At 29.6% G+C, this 17,278-nt stretch carries 18 protein-coding genes and 1 tRNA gene; 10 read left to right on the forward strand and 9 right to left on the reverse strand.

Features of this window, described 5'->3' with window-relative positions; genetic code table 11:
- The first annotated feature begins 45 nt into the window (after positions 1–45).
- Positions 46–120, forward strand: a tRNA-Asn gene (locus ELQ04_RS00465).
- Between the two features lie 87 nt (positions 121–207).
- On the opposite strand, the gene ELQ04_RS00470 is transcribed toward ELQ04_RS00465, so the two are convergent.
- Positions 208–456, reverse strand: coding sequence for a ribbon-helix-helix domain-containing protein (locus tag ELQ04_RS00470; RefSeq protein ID WP_002892742.1), 249 nt, complete (start codon positions 454–456; stop codon positions 208–210).
- Positions 457–466: 10 nt separating this feature from the next.
- Entirely contained in the window at positions 467–1,066 is a 600-nt protein-coding gene (locus ELQ04_RS00475; protein ID WP_002866222.1) for a bacteriohemerythrin, read from the reverse strand.
- A gap of 147 nt (positions 1,067–1,213) precedes the next feature.
- Between ELQ04_RS00475 and dccR the strand changes: the two genes are divergently transcribed.
- Positions 1,214–1,879: a two-component system response regulator DccR gene (gene dccR, locus ELQ04_RS00480; protein ID WP_002937815.1), complete on the forward strand. Its 666-nt coding sequence runs from the start codon at positions 1,214–1,216 to the stop codon at positions 1,877–1,879.
- A complete protein-coding gene (gene dccS, locus ELQ04_RS00485) occupies positions 1,872–3,062 on the forward strand; it encodes a two-component system sensor histidine kinase DccS (protein WP_002937817.1) in 1,191 nt (396 codons plus the stop codon). The genes dccR and dccS overlap by 8 nt, the downstream gene beginning before the upstream one ends.
- Positions 3,063–3,104: 42 nt before the next feature.
- Here the strand turns inward: dccS and groL are convergent, their stop codons facing one another.
- On the reverse strand, positions 3,105–4,742 hold the full coding sequence (groL, locus tag ELQ04_RS00490) for a chaperonin GroEL (protein ID WP_002853460.1): 1,638 nt from the start codon (positions 4,740–4,742) through the stop codon (positions 3,105–3,107).
- A gap of 20 nt (positions 4,743–4,762) precedes the next feature.
- Positions 4,763–5,023, reverse strand: a complete 261-nt coding sequence (gene groES / locus ELQ04_RS00495; RefSeq protein WP_002937819.1) for a co-chaperone GroES — start codon at positions 5,021–5,023, stop codon at positions 4,763–4,765.
- A 161-nt stretch (positions 5,024–5,184) separates the two neighbouring features.
- Here groES and ELQ04_RS00500 point away from each other — a divergent pair, with 161 nt between their 5' ends.
- Genes ELQ04_RS00500 through ELQ04_RS00515 form a run of 4 tightly spaced genes read left to right on the forward strand, consistent with a single transcriptional unit; the run spans position 5,185 to position 9,194 of the window.
- A complete protein-coding gene (locus tag ELQ04_RS00500) occupies positions 5,185–7,725 on the forward strand; it encodes a hypothetical protein (protein ID WP_002937821.1) in 2,541 nt (846 codons plus the stop codon).
- Positions 7,726–7,733: 8 nt separating this feature from the next.
- On the forward strand, positions 7,734–8,345 hold the full coding sequence (locus ELQ04_RS00505; RefSeq protein WP_002937824.1) for a riboflavin synthase: 612 nt from the start codon (positions 7,734–7,736) through the stop codon (positions 8,343–8,345).
- Positions 8,309–8,989, forward strand: a complete 681-nt coding sequence (locus ELQ04_RS00510) for a laccase domain-containing protein (RefSeq protein ID WP_002937827.1) — start codon at positions 8,309–8,311, stop codon at positions 8,987–8,989. The genes ELQ04_RS00505 and ELQ04_RS00510 overlap by 37 nt, the downstream gene beginning before the upstream one ends.
- A 1-nt stretch (position 8,990) precedes the next feature.
- Positions 8,991–9,194: a hypothetical protein gene (locus tag ELQ04_RS00515; protein WP_002853612.1), complete on the forward strand. Its 204-nt coding sequence runs from the start codon at positions 8,991–8,993 to the stop codon at positions 9,192–9,194.
- On the opposite strand, the gene ELQ04_RS00520 is transcribed toward ELQ04_RS00515, so the two are convergent.
- A complete protein-coding gene (locus ELQ04_RS00520) occupies positions 9,191–10,351 on the reverse strand; it encodes a M23 family metallopeptidase (protein ID WP_002852845.1) in 1,161 nt (386 codons plus the stop codon). The two genes, ELQ04_RS00515 and ELQ04_RS00520, sit on opposite strands and share 4 nt — an antisense overlap.
- A 121-nt stretch (positions 10,352–10,472) precedes the next feature.
- Here ELQ04_RS00520 and ELQ04_RS00525 point away from each other — a divergent pair, with 121 nt between their 5' ends.
- From ELQ04_RS00525 to ELQ04_RS00535, 3 genes are read left to right on the forward strand one after another with little or no spacing between them, the layout of a single operon-like run.
- Complete coding sequence (locus ELQ04_RS00525; protein ID WP_002853792.1) at positions 10,473–11,198, forward strand: plasminogen-binding N-terminal domain-containing protein; 726 nt, start codon at positions 10,473–10,475, stop codon at positions 11,196–11,198.
- A 2-nt stretch (positions 11,199–11,200) separates the two neighbouring features.
- Complete coding sequence (locus ELQ04_RS00530; RefSeq protein ID WP_002937828.1) at positions 11,201–12,583, forward strand: FAD-linked oxidase C-terminal domain-containing protein; 1,383 nt, start codon at positions 11,201–11,203, stop codon at positions 12,581–12,583.
- A 3-nt stretch (positions 12,584–12,586) separates the two neighbouring features.
- On the forward strand, positions 12,587–13,393 hold the full coding sequence (locus ELQ04_RS00535; protein WP_002933815.1) for a YihY/virulence factor BrkB family protein: 807 nt from the start codon (positions 12,587–12,589) through the stop codon (positions 13,391–13,393).
- On the opposite strand, the gene ELQ04_RS00540 is transcribed toward ELQ04_RS00535, so the two are convergent.
- Genes ELQ04_RS00540 through ELQ04_RS00555 form a run of 4 tightly spaced genes read right to left on the reverse strand, consistent with a single transcriptional unit; the run spans position 13,337 to position 17,262 of the window.
- On the reverse strand, positions 13,337–14,596 hold the full coding sequence (locus ELQ04_RS00540) for a ComEC/Rec2 family competence protein (RefSeq protein ID WP_134224412.1): 1,260 nt from the start codon (positions 14,594–14,596) through the stop codon (positions 13,337–13,339). The genes ELQ04_RS00535 and ELQ04_RS00540 overlap by 57 nt on opposite strands.
- The gene (locus ELQ04_RS00545; RefSeq protein ID WP_002866215.1) at positions 14,596–15,153 is read right to left on the reverse strand and encodes a DedA family protein; all 558 of its coding nucleotides are present in this window, start codon (positions 15,151–15,153) and stop codon (positions 14,596–14,598) included. Before ELQ04_RS00545 ends, ELQ04_RS00540 begins: the two co-directional genes overlap by 1 nt.
- A gap of 8 nt (positions 15,154–15,161) precedes the next feature.
- Positions 15,162–16,715 (reverse strand): ribonuclease Y, encoded by a 1,554-nt coding sequence (rny, locus tag ELQ04_RS00550; protein WP_044778030.1) that lies wholly within the window; start codon positions 16,713–16,715, stop codon positions 15,162–15,164.
- Positions 16,636–17,262 (reverse strand): 5-formyltetrahydrofolate cyclo-ligase, encoded by a 627-nt coding sequence (locus tag ELQ04_RS00555; RefSeq protein ID WP_002937832.1) that lies wholly within the window; start codon positions 17,260–17,262, stop codon positions 16,636–16,638. The genes rny and ELQ04_RS00555 overlap by 80 nt, the downstream gene beginning before the upstream one ends.
- Between the last annotated feature and the right edge of the window lie 16 nt (positions 17,263–17,278).

Below are 17,278 nucleotides of genomic sequence, written 5' to 3' on the forward strand. Positions count from 1 at the left end.
CAAAGTTTTTTAATTTCACTATAATCACATTTTACTTTTAAATATTCCGGATTAGCTCAGCGGTAGAGTAGTCGGCTGTTAACCGATTGGTCGTAGGTTCGAATCCTACATCCGGAGCCACTTTTTTAACTCCATTTTAATATTCATAAATGTATTTTAATATAAAAAATTAATAAGTCTTTATCACAAAAAATTGTGATAAAGTTTTTATTTTGTTTGTTTAAGATTTTTGACAATTTTATCTATTTTTTTACTTGCCTTTTGATAATCCCCATCTTTAAGTTCTTCTAGGGCATTAACAGCAAAAGAAAAATCTTCAACCTCATTAAGATAAGCCTCTATGGCTTCTTTTACTATGGCTGATTTTGGTTTAGAAAGATTTTTACTTAAATTATCCAAACGCTCCTTAAGCTCTAAAGGCATTCTAAAAGAATAAGTTTTTACATTGCGTTTCATTTTATCCTCCTTAAGAATGTTTTTTGTAAAATTTTATAGCTTGTTTACAAGTTTTACAAGTAAATTTATGACCTTGCAATTCTATTTTTTGATGAATACTATAAGGAACATCGTGAATTTTACCAGGACAATTACAGGTATAAAGATAAAATTGTGGATGCTCATTATCTTCATCTTCTGCTGCTTCAAAACTAACATCGCCACCATCATCTGTAGACAAAGAAGAACTTCTCCATTTTTCAACTTTCATGTCTTCATATAGTATGTGTTCTAAAAGCCACTTTTTAGCCACTATATAAAGTTTTTCTTTAAGATCATTGGTTGATTTGATATCTTTGATTAAGTTAATCATGGTTTGGATGATTTCTTTATGTATTTTTCGATGTTCTTCTAAATTTGGATAGCCTATTAGCTGCATGTATTTTTCTTCATCATTAAAGTGATCTTTCATATAATTAAAAAATTCAGCCAAAAGTTCTTTGACTTCATTTTTACTTACAGATCTATCTGATACAACTTCAACTTTTGCAGCAAGTTCAAAAAGCTTTTTATGTTGCTCATCAATTTTAGCATTGTGCACACTATAGCTGTTATCCCATTTTGGAAGCATTTTAACTCCTTAAGGAAAAATTTATTTGTATAAAAGGATTATAGATAAAAATAAATTAAATAAAAATGAAATTTTATTAAATAATTGATAAGAATTTTGATACAATGATATATATTTAAGAGATTTGAAATTGGAAAGATTTAAATTATGGCTGCTAAAATTTTACTTTTAGAAGATGATTTGAGTTTAAGTGAGATCATTGAAGAGTTTTTAAACGATGAAGGATATGAAGTATTTTTATGCGATAATGCACAAGAAGCTTTAGATATGGCTTATGAAAGATATTTTGATCTTTGGATTTTAGATGTAAAAGTTCCTTTAGGAGATGGATTTTCATTACTTAAAGAATTAAGAAAAAGCGGAAAGCAAACTCCAGCAATTTTCATGACTTCTTTAAACACAACAAACGATTTAAAACAAGGCTTTGACGCAGGTTGTGATGATTATATAAAAAAACCTTTTGAACTTGCCGAGTTATCTATCAGGGTTAAAGCTTTGCTTAAAAGAGCTTTTTCACATAAAAATGAAGATTTTGAAGATTTAGGAGATGGATTTAGATTTGAATTTACTACACAAATTCTTTACCATAATAATAAAGCCTTGACTTTACCGAGTAAAGAAATTAAGCTTTTGTCTTTATTACTTAAAAATAAAAACAACTTTTTAAGCACAGAGAGAATTTTTGAAGAACTCTGGGATTATGATGAGGAGCCTAGTAAGCTAAGTTTAAGGGCTTATGTGAAAAATTTACGTAAAATTTTAGGAAAAGAAAAAATTATAAATCAAAGAGGTAGGGGATATTGCTATGGCTAAAAAAGTCATTAGGCAAATTTTATTAATCTACCTAACAACTACAGGTATTTTTTTAACTATTTTTTTTGCATTATGGTATCAAAAATTATATGAAGAATTAGTTGTTTTAAAGGGTGCCACTTTGAGAGAAAATCATAGAAATATTGTTATAAGCATCTTAAATTCTCGTTTTACCCCTATAGATATAAGTGCAAAAAATATTGCTCAAAGCACAGCGCTAAAATTTGCTATATTTGATGCTAAAAAGATTGTTTTTAGTAATATAGATTTTGATTTAAGAAAGGCAAAGATAGAGCTTAAAGGTAGAGGTATTTGTGATAATAAGGTTTTTTTCCTTGCTCCTATGAGTGCAGATCATTATTTTTTAAGACATGCTAGCAATGAAGAAGTAAATACTAACGATGGTTTGCAAATTTTAATACAGGGTGAAGATGTTGGCAAAGATCTTTTTTGGATTAGAACGAAAGTTTTTGGTTTTGCTATTATGGCTTTTTGCATATTGGGTTTAATATCTTATATTTTAGTAAAAATTGCTCTAAAGCCTTTGGAGGATAAAATCAGCACACTAAATCGTTTTATTAAAGATTCAACTCATGAACTCAATACCCCATTAAGTGTTATTTTGATGAGTATAGAACAACTTGAGCATCAAAATTTAGGAGATAATGCTAAATTTACAAGGATTAAGCTTGCTGCAAAAAGTTTGTCTCAAGTGTATTCTGATCTTGTTTTTTATAATTTCCCTAATACTTTAGAAATAGAAAAACAAAAATTTGATTTAAGAATACTACTTGAAGAAAGATTAGAATATTTTAAAGTATTTTTTGAGCAAAAAAAAATTACACTAAAGCTTGATTTAAATCAAGCAAATATTTTTGCTCCTAAAAGTCAAATTTCTAAATTGATTGATAATCTTATAAGCAATGCCATTAAATACAATAAAAAAGGTGGAGTAATTTCTATAATTTTAAAAGCCAATTTTTTAAGTATTGCGGATACAGGTTGTGGAATTTCAAAGTCAAATTTAAATCATATTTTTGATAGATATACAAGATTTAATACCGATCAGGGAGGATTTGGTATAGGGCTTTCTTTGGTAAAAAAAGTTTGTGATGATAATGATATTAAGATTATTTGCGAATCTGTAGAAAATCAAGGGAGTGTTTTTAAATTAAATTGGTAATCAGCAAGGAAAATCCTTGCTGATAAGAGGTTAGAGCAGATATTACATCATTCCGCCCATGCCACCCATTCCTCCCATACCGCTCATATCTGGCATAGCAGGTTTATCTTCTTTAATTTCACTAATTGTTGCTTCTGTGGTTAAAAGCATACTAGCTACAGAAACTGCATTGAGTAAAGCTACTCTTTCTACTTTAACAGGATCGATAATTCCACTTTCAAGCATATTAACATATTCACCTTTTGCAGCATCAAAGCCTGTATTTTCATCTTTAGCATTTTCTACGCTATTTACAACCACACCTGCATCAAAGCCTGCATTTTCAGCAATTTGTCTTAAAGGTGCTCTTAAAGCTCTTTCAACGATAGCTGCACCGATTGCTTCATCGCCTTGTAGATCAAGTTTGATTTTAGCTTTTGCTTTGATAAGCGCTGCACCACCACCAATTACTATACCTTCTTCAACTGCTGCTTTAGTAGCACTTAAAGCATCATCAACGCGATCTTTTTTCTCTTTCATTTCAGTTTCAGTTGCTGCACCTACTTTAATAACTGCAACACCGCCACTTAATTTTGCAAGTCTTTCTTGTAATTTTTCTCTATCATAATCTGAAGTTGTTTCAGCAATTTGTGCTTTGATTTGGTTTACTCTTGCATCGATATTTGCTTTTTCACCTGCGCCATTTACTATGGTTGTATTGTCTTTATCGATGATTACGCTAGAAGCTTGTCCAAGATCTTGTATGGTCGCACTTTCAAGAGTTCTTCCAAGTTCTTCAGAAATCACTTCTCCGCCTGTTAAAATCGCTATATCTTCAAGCATAGCTTTTCTTCTATCGCCAAAACCTGGAGCTTTTACGGCTGAAATATTAAGAACACCGCGAAGTTTATTTACAACCAAAGTTGCAAGTGCTTCACCTTCAATATCTTCAGCGATAATTAAAAGTGGTTTGCCTGTTTTTTGAATTTGTTCTAAAACCGGTAATAAATCTTTTAAATTTGCAATTTTTTTATCAAAAAGCAAGATATAAGGGCTTGAAAGCTCTACTGTCATTTTTTCTGCATTAGTGATAAAATAAGGGCTTAAATAACCTCTATCAAATTGCATACCTTCAACTACATTTAATTCATCATTGATTGATTTTGCCTCTTCAACAGTGATAACACCATCTTTGCCCACTTTTTCCATAGCATCAGCGATTAAATTTCCGATTTTTTCATCAGAATTGGCTGAGATTGTAGCAACTTGTGCGATTTCTTTTTTATCTTTTACTTCGCGAGAAAGTTTTTTAAGTTCGCCTACTATAGCTTCGCAAGCTTTATCCATGCCACGTTTTACTTCAATAGGATTTGCACCTGCTGTGATATTTCTTAAACCTTCTTTAAAAATCGCATGAGCTAAAACCGTTGCAGTAGTTGTTCCATCGCCTGCTTGATCAGCTGTTTTGCTTGCTACTTCTCTTACAAGTGAAGCGCCCATATTTTCAAGACTATCTTTAAGCTCTACTTCTTTAGCAACACTTACGCCATCTTTAGTAATGCTTGGAGCACCAAAGCTTTTTTGGATTAAAACATTGCGTCCTCTTGGTCCCATAGTTACTTTTACCGCGTCATTAAGTTTTTTAACGCCCTCATAAAGTTTATTTCTTGCTTCATCTGAAAAAATAATTTCTTTTGCCATTTTTTATCCTTTTTTATAAATTATTTTAAAATTCCTAAGATATCATCTAAATTTAAAACTAAATATTCACTATTATCAAGTTTAATTTCTGTTCCACCATATTTAGCAAATATGATTTTATCGCCATTTGCAATATCAGTGATTTCTTTACTTACTGCTACTACTTCGCCCATTAAAGGCTTTTCTTTAGCATTATCTGGTATAATTATGCCTGAGGCTGTTGTTTTAGTTTCTTCTACGCGTTTAACTAGAACACGCTTTCCTAAAGGTTGAAAATTCATTTTTGTCCATCCTTAAAAATATTGATTTTAGCACTCTTTTATTTAGAGTGATAATATCATACTATAAAAAATGAATTTTGTCAATACTTTAAATTAAAATATTTATAAAAGTTTAGTTTTATAGACTAAAGTTATTTTATAAAATAAACTAAAGGATAAAAATGAAAAAGATTTTTTATGGAGTTATAGCTTTTGTTGTTGTGCTTTTAATTGCTATTTATACCATACTTTTCACAAGTTTTGGTAATAATATAGTGGCAAATATAGCGCAAAAAAAGATCAAAGAAAGTGCGGGATTAGATGTAAATATCACGCATTTTAATTTACGTTTTTCAAGTCTTGAATTGCAAGCAAATATCGCAAATATGGCAGATTTTAATCTTAAGGGAGCTTTGAGTCCTTTTAAGCTTGGATTTGATCTTGACTATCTTATTTCTTTAAAGCAAAATTATGCTAAAAATTTAGGTTTAAATTTAAATCAAAACCTTTCTTTTGGCGGTAAAATTCAAGGTAAAGCAAGTGATTTTACTTTAGATGGAAAGGGTTATTTGTTAGGTTCAAATGTGCTTTTAAATGCAAGAATGTATAATTACAGCCCTATTGCTTTAAATTTAGATGCGCAAAATCTTAAGATAGAAGAAATACTTCATCTTTTATCTTACCCTAGTTATGCTAAAGGTTTTTTAAATGCTCAAGCAAAAATTTCAGCACAGAATTTAAAACCTGATGGAAATATCATCATAAAACTTGATACAAGTTATATAAACTATGAGGCGATAAAAAAAGATTTTTCTTTAGACTTGCCTTTAAATTCTAATCCTAAAGCAGAAATTTTGGCCAATGTTAAAGAAGATAAGATTTATGCTGTAAGTAAAATTTACAATGATTATCTTAACTTACAAACTCAAAAAACCCTTTATGATATTAGCAAGAATGCTTTAAGTACTGATTTTAATTTAAGTATTCCTTCTCTTGTAAGGCTTGAAAAACTTACAAAAACTAGACTAAATGGTAATTTGGGTGTGATAGGTCAAACAAGTGTTGTAAATAATGCCTTATCAAGTTTAAATGCTCAAGTTATCGGACTTGGTGGAGAGGTAAAGGCAAGTTTGAAAAATAATAAAATTTTTGCAGATATTAATGAAGCAAGTTTGGAAAAATTATTAGCTCTTGCAGGATATGGAGCTTTGGTTTCTGGAAATTTAAATGCTAAACTTCTAAATGCAGATTTGGATTTTTCTAATTTTGATCTTGAAGCAAAAATAAACAATGCAAAGATTAACACCAATGAGCTTAAAAAAATAGCTAAAATAGAGCTTCCAAATACAATTTTTAGTTTTGATGCTAAAGCAAATGCAAAAAATAGCAATATTGCTTACAATGCTTTGCTTGCTTCAAATTTGCTTAATATCAAAAAACTTCAAGGAACTTATAATTTAAAAAATAGTGAGTTAAATACAGATTTAAATGCTTTTATTGATGACTTATCCCAGTTTAGTGCTATAACAGGACAAAAATTACAAGGTAAGGCAGATCTTACTGCAAAAGCTCATATTATAGGCACTCAAATACAAAATTTAAATGCAAATGCAAATTTGGCAGATGGTGTAATCAAGGCTGATTCAAATGGTAAAAAACTTGATTTAAACATTGATAAACTTGATTTATCTAAACTTTTTGTTATAGCAGGTATGCCAAATTATGCCAGTGGGATTGTTAATGCAAAAATTAATTTAGATAATATCGATTTTAACAACCTTAATGGTAAAGCAAATTTAGAAGCTAAAGGTATTTTAAATGCTACAACTTTAAGTAAAATTTTAAATAAAAATTTTCCAAACAATACAAGTTATGATTTAAATACCAAAATTAATTTTAAAAACAATATCGCTCAATTTGATTCTGTTTTAAATTCGTCTTTAGCTGATCTTACAAAGCTACAAGGAAGTTTTGATATAAGCAAAATGCTTTTAAATTCGGATTTTAATCTAAAGATAAATGATTTTTCAAAACTAGGCTTTTTGTTGGATAGAAAACTTAAAGGTAAGGCAGAATTTAATGGAAAGGTAGGTTTTGATAAGAATTTAAATTTTGTTGTAAATAGTCCAAATTTATTTGAAGGGAGGCTTCAAAGCACACTTAAAGATAACCTTTTGCTTGCTGATTTAAATGGAGTGGATTTAAGTAGTCTAGCTCAAGGTTTAGATTTTATGGATGTTTATCAAGGTAAGGCAGATGTGAAGGCAAATTACAATCTTTTAAGCGAAGAAGGAGAGGTTAATTTGGATATGAAAGAGGGTAAATTAAAACCAAATCTTATTACCAATGCTTTAAAAATTTTAACACTAAAAGATATTACCAATGATGTTTATCGCACTGCTAATGCTAAAGCTTTGATTAAAAAAGAAAATATCAAACTTGATCTTAATATGCAAGCAGATCGTTCTTATATTTTAGTACAATCAGGAGCTTTAAATTCTAAAAGCGGAGCTTTAAATTTGCCTTTTGATATTAAACTCGATAGAGCCAATTTTAAAGGAAGTATTACAGGAACTACGGAAAATCCTAAAGTGAATTTAAATGCAGGAAGTGTGTTAAATTCTATTAAAAATGTAGTAGGTGGCGGTGTGAGTGATGGTGCTAAAAGTACGGGCGATAAAGTTGATAAAGCGGTGAATAAATTATTAAATAAGATTTTTTAAGGTAAAAAATGTTTAATGGACTCATAAGAGAAATTGCTAAAGTTCAATCTTATCAAAACAATACTTTAAGCTTAAAAGCAAAATATCGCCCAAATCTTGGCGATAGTATAGCGGTAAATGGAGCTTGTTTAAGTGTGACAAAACTTTATGAAGGGGGTTTTGAAGTGGAACTTTCTCGTGAAAGTCGCACTCATATAGCCATAGAAAATTTAAAAGATAAGGTTCATATAGAACCTGCTTTAAGGTATGGCGATAGAATCGATGGACATCTCATGCAAGGACATATTGATTTTATTGGCATACTTGAAAAAATTCAAAAAGATGAAAATGGAGTGGATTTTCATATATCTTTGCCTAAAGAAGCTATGAAATTTATGGCAGAAAAAGGAAGTATAGGCGTTGATGGAGTAAGTCTTACTATCAATGAAATTTTAAAAAATGGTATTAGGCTTACTATTATTCCTATTACTTTTAAAGAAACGCTTTTTAAAGACTATCAAGTAGGTAGAAAAATCAACATAGAAAGCGATTTACTTGCTCGTTATATTTATGCACAATTGCAAGGTAAAAACAAAGGATTATCATGGGAAGAAGTCGAAAGAATTTCTTATCTTTATTAGAAAATAATAAAGTCGGTATTTTTTGTGCTTTTGATAAGGATTATAATGTTTTTAGGGCTAAAATTCATAATGAGAATTTATTTTCTCATTTTGGTTTTGAAGATATTGAAAAATGTGTTTTTATGGATCAAATTCACTCTCATAAAGTTATCATTTATGATGAAAATTTAAAAAATCTCAGTTGTGATGGGCTTATAAGCAAGGAAAAAAATACCGCTCTTTGTGTTTTAAGTGCGGATTGTTTGCCTTTGATCTTATATCATGAAAGTGGCATTATAGCAGCTTTACATTCAGGTAGAAAAGGAAGCTTTGAAAATATCCTAAAAGAATGTGTTGATCAAATTACTATGCAAAATTCACATTTAGATAAGAATAAATTTCATCTTTTTATTTTGCCTGGAATTTGTGCTAAAAATTATAAAATAGATGGAGAAATTTTAAAATTTGCCAAAAAAGAATTTAAAAAATTTGTTCAAGATGATAAACTTGATTTAAAAGCTTTAGTAAAATTTCAAGCTCAAAATTTAGGCATTGAAAATATTAAAGATTGTGGAATTTGTAGTTTTGACGATGAGAGTTTTTTTTCTTATCGTCGTGATAAAACGCCTAAGCGTTTTGTGAGTGTGGTTTATTTAAAGGATTAAAATGTATGAAAGAAAAGATTTAAGAGTGTTAAAAATCATTCAAAAAGCTAGAGAATTTGGCGATGGAGATTTATTAAATGAAGCTTTGGTGAAACAATTGATTGATGCAGATTTTTGTGAAATTAATGAAAAAGAAAAAGAAGAGCTTGCAACTCTTCTAAATTCTTTAATCAATGCAAAAGATAAAGCGTTGTTGAGTAATTAAAATTCTATATAGTTTTCAAAATCTTCTTCTTTTGGAGGATTAGGTTGATTCGAGGCTAGGGCTTCTTTAACAACCTGCTCGTATCCAGCTATGATATGTTTAAAATTCTCTTTCGCTTTTCCACTAAGTTCTGATTTGGCGATTTTTACAACAGATGCAGGATTTATAGCTTTATTATTTAAATATACTCCAAAATGCAAATGAGGACCTGTGCTCATACCTGTTGAACCAACATATGCAATTACTTGTCCTTGATTTACCTTTTGTCCGTTTTTAATTTTTGCAAAACGACTAAGATGAGCATATAAAGTCATATAACCTGAGTCATGCTTGATTTGAATTACATTTCCATAACCACCTTTTGTGCCTATAAAGGTTACTACTCCTTTGCCAGCACTTTTTACAGGAGTTCCAGTAGGTGCAGCATAGTCTATACCAAGATGAGCACGATAGCGTTTTAATATAGGATGATATCTTGCTGTTGTAAAAGGAGAGGAAATTCTAGTGTAGTTCACAGGTTTTGTAAGTAAAAAAGATTCTAATTCTTTGCCATCGCGATCATAGAATATATCATTATAAGAAAAGACTTCTCTAGCGCTTTTATTGATTTCTACCATTGCCATTTTTATATTTATATCACCCCAAAGTTTACCCATGCGTCTTTTTTGTTCATAATATAGGGTTACTTCATCACCTTTTTGGATATTGCGAAAATTTATACTTCCTCGAAAAGCACGAACCATAGCACGAGCTAAAGTACTGCTACCACTTTCCTCATAGACATCTTGATAGGCAGAACTTTTAATGGTTAAATGTAAAATTCTATCTTCTTTTTGATAAGATACAGGAGTAAAAGCAAGAGTGTATTGTCCATCTTTATCTTTATAGATATGAATTTGTAAATCATCACTAATTGGAATTAAAACTTGTTCTATGTTGTTGTTTTCATCTTTTAAAACTTGATATTTTATTTTATAGGCTATATCAGAAGCAAGTTCTTGATCTTCTCTATCAAGTCCATAATAAAGTGACATAGGTATGGAATTTCTTTGTAAGAATTTAAGCAAGGTATCTCCATTATCCCAAGTTAGCTCTTCAACACTTAAAGCTGCAAAACTTTGAACAACAAAAATAAATAAAAGCAATAATTTTTTCATGAGATAACCTTAATTTTTAAAAGAATTTTGAAATTTGAAAGCTATATTTTACTTTATTTTTCTTACAATTGCTTAACAAAAAAGGATTATAATTCTATAAATTTTTATTTAAGGAGCAAATTTGTTTAAAACTATAGTGTGTTTTTTAGCTTTAAACCTTAGCCTCTTTGCGGTTGGATTTGATTTAAAACCTATAAAAAGTGAACTTGTAAAAGTTGATGATATTTATGGTTATATTAAAGATAGTGATGATATAAAACTTTATTCAAGTGGCGTAGTAGTGCAACATTTTAGCAATTCGCAAAGTATCATCGCTAGAGCAAGTGTTATAGATAAAAAAAATGGTTTGGCAAAATTAGAATTTAGTGTTTTTTCAGCTCTTAAGCAAGATGCTTTGCCTTTACCAAATGTTTTACCTAAAGTAGGTGATGAGGTTGTTTTAAATTTTCTTTATGATAGAGGATTGGTAATTGCTCCTGATGAACAAACTTATAATGAACTTGTTAGAGAATTTCCGCAGATATATTTTACCCATATTGACATTTTTGGAGCACAATTAATTAGAACGGCCACTCTTTCTCCTAAGCGTTCAGATTTTAGGCAATTTTGTGATGATAATGCGGTTGGCATTTTGGTTGTGGCTTTGGAAAATCAAGCAGAAGTTGTAGATTGTCAAGATTTTAATAAGCTTTATGAAGTGCCTATAAGCAAGCCAACTAGCGTTCAGGTTCCTTTTTATTCTCGTATAGGTGGATATAAAAGTAATTTTTTTGATTTTAACTCTCAAGAAATAGGAAATTATTATAGGTATTATGATGCTTTGATTAATCTTCCTAAGGTGCAATAAACATGAAAAAAGAATTTGAACAATATTTTAAACGTTTTTTAGGAGAAGAAAACGCTTATTTTGATGAAATTCACAAAAGAGCTTATAGCTATGATGCGACAAAAAAACATTATTTACCCGATGGGGTTCTTTTTCCAAGAAATGAAGAAGATATTGCTCAAATTTTAAAATTTTGCAATGAAAATAATATCATAGTCATACCACGAGGCTCAGGATCTGGTTTTACAGGAGGAGCTTTAGCTGTTAATGGCGGGGTGGTGCTTGCTTTTGAAAAGCATATGAATAAAATTTTGGAAATTGATCTTGAAAATTTAGTGGCTGTTGTGCAACCTGGGGTTATTAATATACATTTACAAAAAGAAGTGGCTAAATACGGACTTTTTTACCCGCCTGACCCTGCTAGCATGGAGTATTCTAGCTTAGGGGGTAATGTAAGCGAAAATGCTGGGGGAATGAGAGCTGCAAAATATGGCATTACAAAAGATTATGTGATGGCTTTAAGGGCTGTTTTGCCTAGCGGAGAAATCATTCGTGCAGGAAAACGCACTATTAAAGATGTGGCAGGTTATAATTTGGCAGGAATTTTAATCGCTAGTGAAGGTTCTTTGGCAGTTTTAAGTGAGCTTACTTTAAAATTAATACCTTTACCTAAATTCAAAAAAACTGCTTTTGCTATTTTTCCAAGTGTAAAAAGTGCTATGAATGCGGTTTATAAAAGCCTTGCTAGCGGTGTAAGTCCTGTATCTATGGAATTTTTAGACAATCTTAGCATTAGAGCGGTTGAGAGTAAATTTAATAAAGGTTTGCCTATAGAAGCTGGAGCTATTTTGATTGCTGATGTGGATGGTAATGTTAAAGAGGCTATTGATGAGGATTTAAGAAATTTAGAACATTATTTTTTAGAAGCTGGAGCTAGTGAATTTAAAATAGCAAAAGACGAACAAGAAGCCGCAGATATTTGGTTTGCTAGAAGAAATTGTTCTCAAAGCATTGCCATGTATGGAACTTTAAAACTTAATGAAGATATTACAGTTCCGCGTTCTAAACTACCTGCTTTGCTTGAAGGTATAGATGAGATTTCTAAAAAATATGGTTTTAAAATTCCTTGTTTTGGACATACAGGGGATGGAAATGTGCATACTAATGTTATGGTTCCTGATAAAAATGATAAAGAGCAGGTGAAAAAAGGCTATGAAGCTGTGGAAGAGATTTTTAAATTAACAGTGAAACTTGGAGGAACTTTAAGCGGAGAGCATGGTATCGGACTCTCTAAAGCACCTTTTATGAATTTAGCTTTTTCTGAAGCCGAAATGAATTTAATGAGAAATATTAAAAAAGCTTTTGATCCAAATAATATACTAAATCCTTTTAAAATGGGACTTTAGAAGGTGAAAAATTTTTTTACTATTTTGCTAAATTTGCGTGATAAGGAAATTTTAAATTATGCAGCAGCGCTTAGTTTTTATACTGTATTATCTTTAATACCTATTTTATTTGTATGTTTTTCTGTTTTTACGCAAATTTCTAGTTTTAAAGCTTATTATGAAAAAGCAAAGCAAGTAATTTTTGCTTTTTTAATACCAACGCAACAAGATGTTGTTGCTACTTACATCGATACTTTTTTAAAAAATAGTGTAAATTTGGGTATTGTAGGTCTTATTGCTATGGCATTTACTTCTTTAGCTTTTTTTTCAGGCTATGATTTTGTAATCAATCGTATTACTAAAAATGAACCTAAAGGACTTTGGCAAAGCATTAGTTCTTATTGGACTCTTTTAACTCTTGTTCCTTTGGGGCTTGGGCTTAGTTTTTATATTTCAGGTTTTATCCAACAAACTTTGGATGATTATAAAATAGGGTTTAATTTTTTTGAAATTTTACCCTTTGTAATTATTTGGGGTTTATTTTTTATATCTTATTCAAGTTCTGTTCATAAGGGAACTCTTAAAAGTTTAGCTTTAGTATCTTTTGGAGCGGGTGCTATTTGGTATATAGGAAAAAATTTATTTGTATATTATGTGGTATATAATAAAACATACGCTAGTGTTTATGGATCTTTTTCTACTATTTTATTCTTTTTTATTTGGATTTATATTTCTTGGATTATTTATCTTTTTGGGCTTAAACTCTATTATTTTCTAAATCACAATCATAATGAAGGGAATAAAATTCGCAAAAATACAAAGAAAAGCTAGATATTTAAATCGTACAGAGATTAAAGAAGCAATAAGATAACTTATAAAAATCCAAAATGGGATATGGATATTAGTTCCATAAATTTTAAATTTAAAAAATTCATCCAAGATAAAATTGAACAAATCTCCATAGTTTATAAGATGTAAAAATAATACTAAAGGATAAAATATTACAAAAATTCCACTCAAAATAATACCTAAAATTTGTTGGTAGCTTATAAGTGGAAAAAAATAAAGCACAGGTAAAACCATAGCAAAAAAAGTCCAAATATTAAGCAAAATAATATTTATAAGATTATTAAATTTATTTGCAAAATGATGCATATATAAAAAAATATAAAAAACACCTAAAATAGAAAATAAAAATCCAATACTAAATAAAAGTCTAGGGTAAAGAGAAATGCACAATAAAATACTACAAAAAAGCGTAAAGAAATTAATAATTTTTATATTTTTACACAATAGATAAAAAACCCAAAAAGCCATAATCAAGGAGCGCACAAAAGAAGGGACAAATCCTATTAAACAAGCATAAGCTAAAAGTAGTGTAAAAATTAAAATACTTAAATCTAAACGTAAATTTCTATAAGGAAAATATCTTTTTTGGAAAAAACTATAAATTGGAGCTAAAATAAAGAAAATTAAACTAAAAAGCAAGCCTATGTGATAACCGCTAATTGCTATAAGGTGTGCTATGCCGTAGTAATTTACATCGTTTCTAAGCTCTAAAGATATGGGCAGTGCAAAAAATAAAGCACTATAAAATTCTTTAATTTTTTCATTTGTATGTTGATTTAAGAAGTAAGATATAATGGGATTGTATTCTTTTTCTTTTAATTTTTCAAAATCGTAAGAAGGTGCATAAAAACTTTTGCTCAGATAGTCTTTAAAGTTAATATTATGGGTGATAATTCTAAGGCTTAAAAGTTGATTCTTGCTTAAATTTAAATCCTTAAAACTTGTAGTATAAAAAGTGAAGTTTTCAGTTTGTAACTTTAAAACCCAGTATTTTTTATTTTTTTTATTATATTTTGTATATTGGTGCGTTAATAGAGCGTTATTTATAAAGTAATGTTTTTGGTTTTTAAATTTTAAAAAATTATTATATTCTAAAAGGATATTAAAAATAAAAATAATAACAACAGATAAAAATAAATAATGAAATTCTTTAAAAGAGTAAGAAAAAGAATTCCATAGAGACATTATTTTTTGGAAAATTTACTTAAATAAAGCCAAATTATTCCAGCTAAAAATAATAAAAATAAAGGAGCGGCATAAGGATATAAACTCAGTTTATCAAAAATTGCTTCAATAACATACCCAAAAGTATAAGCAGCAAAACCTAGAACAATAGCCCATGCCAAACTAGCTAGAGTATTGATAATAAAAAATTTAATAAAATTATATTTTGCCATACCTGCAGCTATGGGAATGAAAGTTTTTAAACCATAAATAAATTTTTGAGTTACAAGTAAAATAATTCCGTGTTGTTTTGTTTTCATCATAGCAAGGGCTAGCTTGCGTCGGTGTTTTTTAAAATAAGGCATAATATCTTTTTTATAATATTTTCCAAGTATAAAAAGCAAAGTTGAACCTATGGTATTAGCAATAAAAGCAAGAGCAATGCAAAAACTAAGATCCATTTTTCCTTGAGAACTTAAAACTCCTGCAGCTAAAATTCCAACCATTCCGCCTCCTAAAGAGTAAAAGAATAAAACAATATAACCATATTTTATTAAAGTATCAATCATATCTTGCATAATAAACCTTATTTAGCGTATTCTACAGCTCTAAGTTCACGTATAACATTGACTTTAATTTCACCAGGATATTGCATTTTTTCTTGAATTTCAGCTGCTATTTCCTTAGCCAAAAGTACACTTTCATCATCATTAACAAGCTGAGCATTGGCTATGACGCGAATTTCTCTTCCGGCATTGATTGCATAGGCATTTTTAATTCCTTCTTTACTTTTAGCGATATCTTCTAACTCACTGACTCTTTTTAAGAAAGCTTCTAATACTTCTCTTCTAGCTCCAGGTCGTGCAGCACTTAAAGTATCTGCTGCACAAACAGCTGCTGATTCTATGCTTGTAGCTTCTTCGTGTCCATGATGTGCGTAAATAGCATTGATTACTACAGGATGCTCTTTATAGCGTTTGCAAAGTTCTGCACCTAAATCCACATGAGATCCTTCAAAATCGTGGGTTAATGCTTTTCCTATATCATGTAAAATTCCCGCACGACGTGCTAAATTCTCATCCCCACCACACTCAGCAGCAATGATTCCTGCAAGGTGAGCCACTTCCAAAGAATGTGCTAAAGCGTTTTGTCCATAGCTTGCTCGGTATTTGAGTTTTCCTATGAGTTTTACAATTTCAGGGTGTATTTTATTTAAACCTAGATCCATAACTATGGTTTCGCCTTCTTCTAGAATAGCACTATCAAATTCTTTACACACTTTTTCGTGAATTTCTTCTATGCGCGCGGGTTGAATTCTACCATCTTCAACTAAAAGTTCTATAACTTTTGTAGCAATAGCACGGCGATAAAGATTAAAACAACTTACTATAATAGCACCTGGTGTATCATCGATGATAATATCAACACCTAAAACCATTTCTAAGGTTTTAACATTGCGCCCTTCTTTACCAATGATGCGTCCTTTAAGTTCATCGTTTTTAATGTTAATAACATTGATAAGTCTTTCAGCTGCAAATTCACCTGCAAAACGAGAAGTAGCTTGAGCAATAATGAAATTAGCTTTTCTTTTGGCTTCATTTTTTGCTTCTTCTTCATATTTTCTTACTATATGTGCAATTTGCTCGCGAGAATTTTCTTCTACTTTTTTAAGAATGATTTCTTTGGCTTCATTTTGTGTAAGTCCTGTAGAATGTTCTAAAATTTTTAAAACATCGTCAAGTTTTTCTTGATATTTATTTTTTAATTTATCAACATCAGATTGTAAGTCTTGAATGTGTTTTTGTGACTTGCAAAGGTATTCTTTATCTTCTTTTAGTTTTTCTTCTTCTTGCTGAAGTTTTTGTTCTTTTTTAGAAAGATCATCAAATTTTTGATTAAAATCTTTTTGAATTTTGTGAGTTTTTTCTTCGTATTTTTTTTTAACTTCTAATTCTGCATTAAGAATTGAATTTTTTGCATCTTTTAAAATAAGCTCCGCTTCGTATTCTATAGCTTTGGCTTTAGCTTTGGCTTGTTCTACGAAAATTTCATATTTGCCATCATTGATTTTTTTTGCAACTAAATATCCTATACCGAGTCCGACTATAGCGGCTATAAGTGCGATAAGTGATTCTATCATTTTTTCTTTCTTTCTTGTAATATTTTTTATAAGGGTTTATGTATAATTTTCCTGAAATATCATGCTTTTGTGTTAGATTATTTTGACTTAAAGCATCTATACTTTGGACAAATATTATATGAGGTTTGTAATTTAAATTTTCAAAAAATCTATCATAAAAACCTTGCCCATGTCCTATTCTTTTTAAATTTTTATCGACACCAATTACAGGCACAATAGCTAAATCAATTTTTGCTTTAAAAAAAGAATCTATAGGCTCTAAAACCCCAAACCTTTTTTTAATAAAAGGCAATCTTAATTTTACAATTTTTAAACTTTTATCTTGCATAAATGGAACAAAAAGTTTGTAATTTTTATTAAGAATATGGCGAAATTTTATTAAGTTTGGTTCATAATGCAAAGGAATAAAAATTAAAATATTTTTAGCTTTAAATAGTTTTATTATTTTAAGACATTCTTTAAATATTTTATAATCTTGTTTGAAATTTAGCTTTGAATATTTGAAAAGGCGTATTTTTTGCAATGCCCTAAAATCTGTTTTTTCCATTAATATGCCTTTAAAA

This window comes from Campylobacter sp. CH278 (genome assembly GCF_004378845.1).
Classification (GTDB): Bacteria; Campylobacterota; Campylobacteria; order Campylobacterales; family Campylobacteraceae; genus Campylobacter_D; species Campylobacter_D jejuni.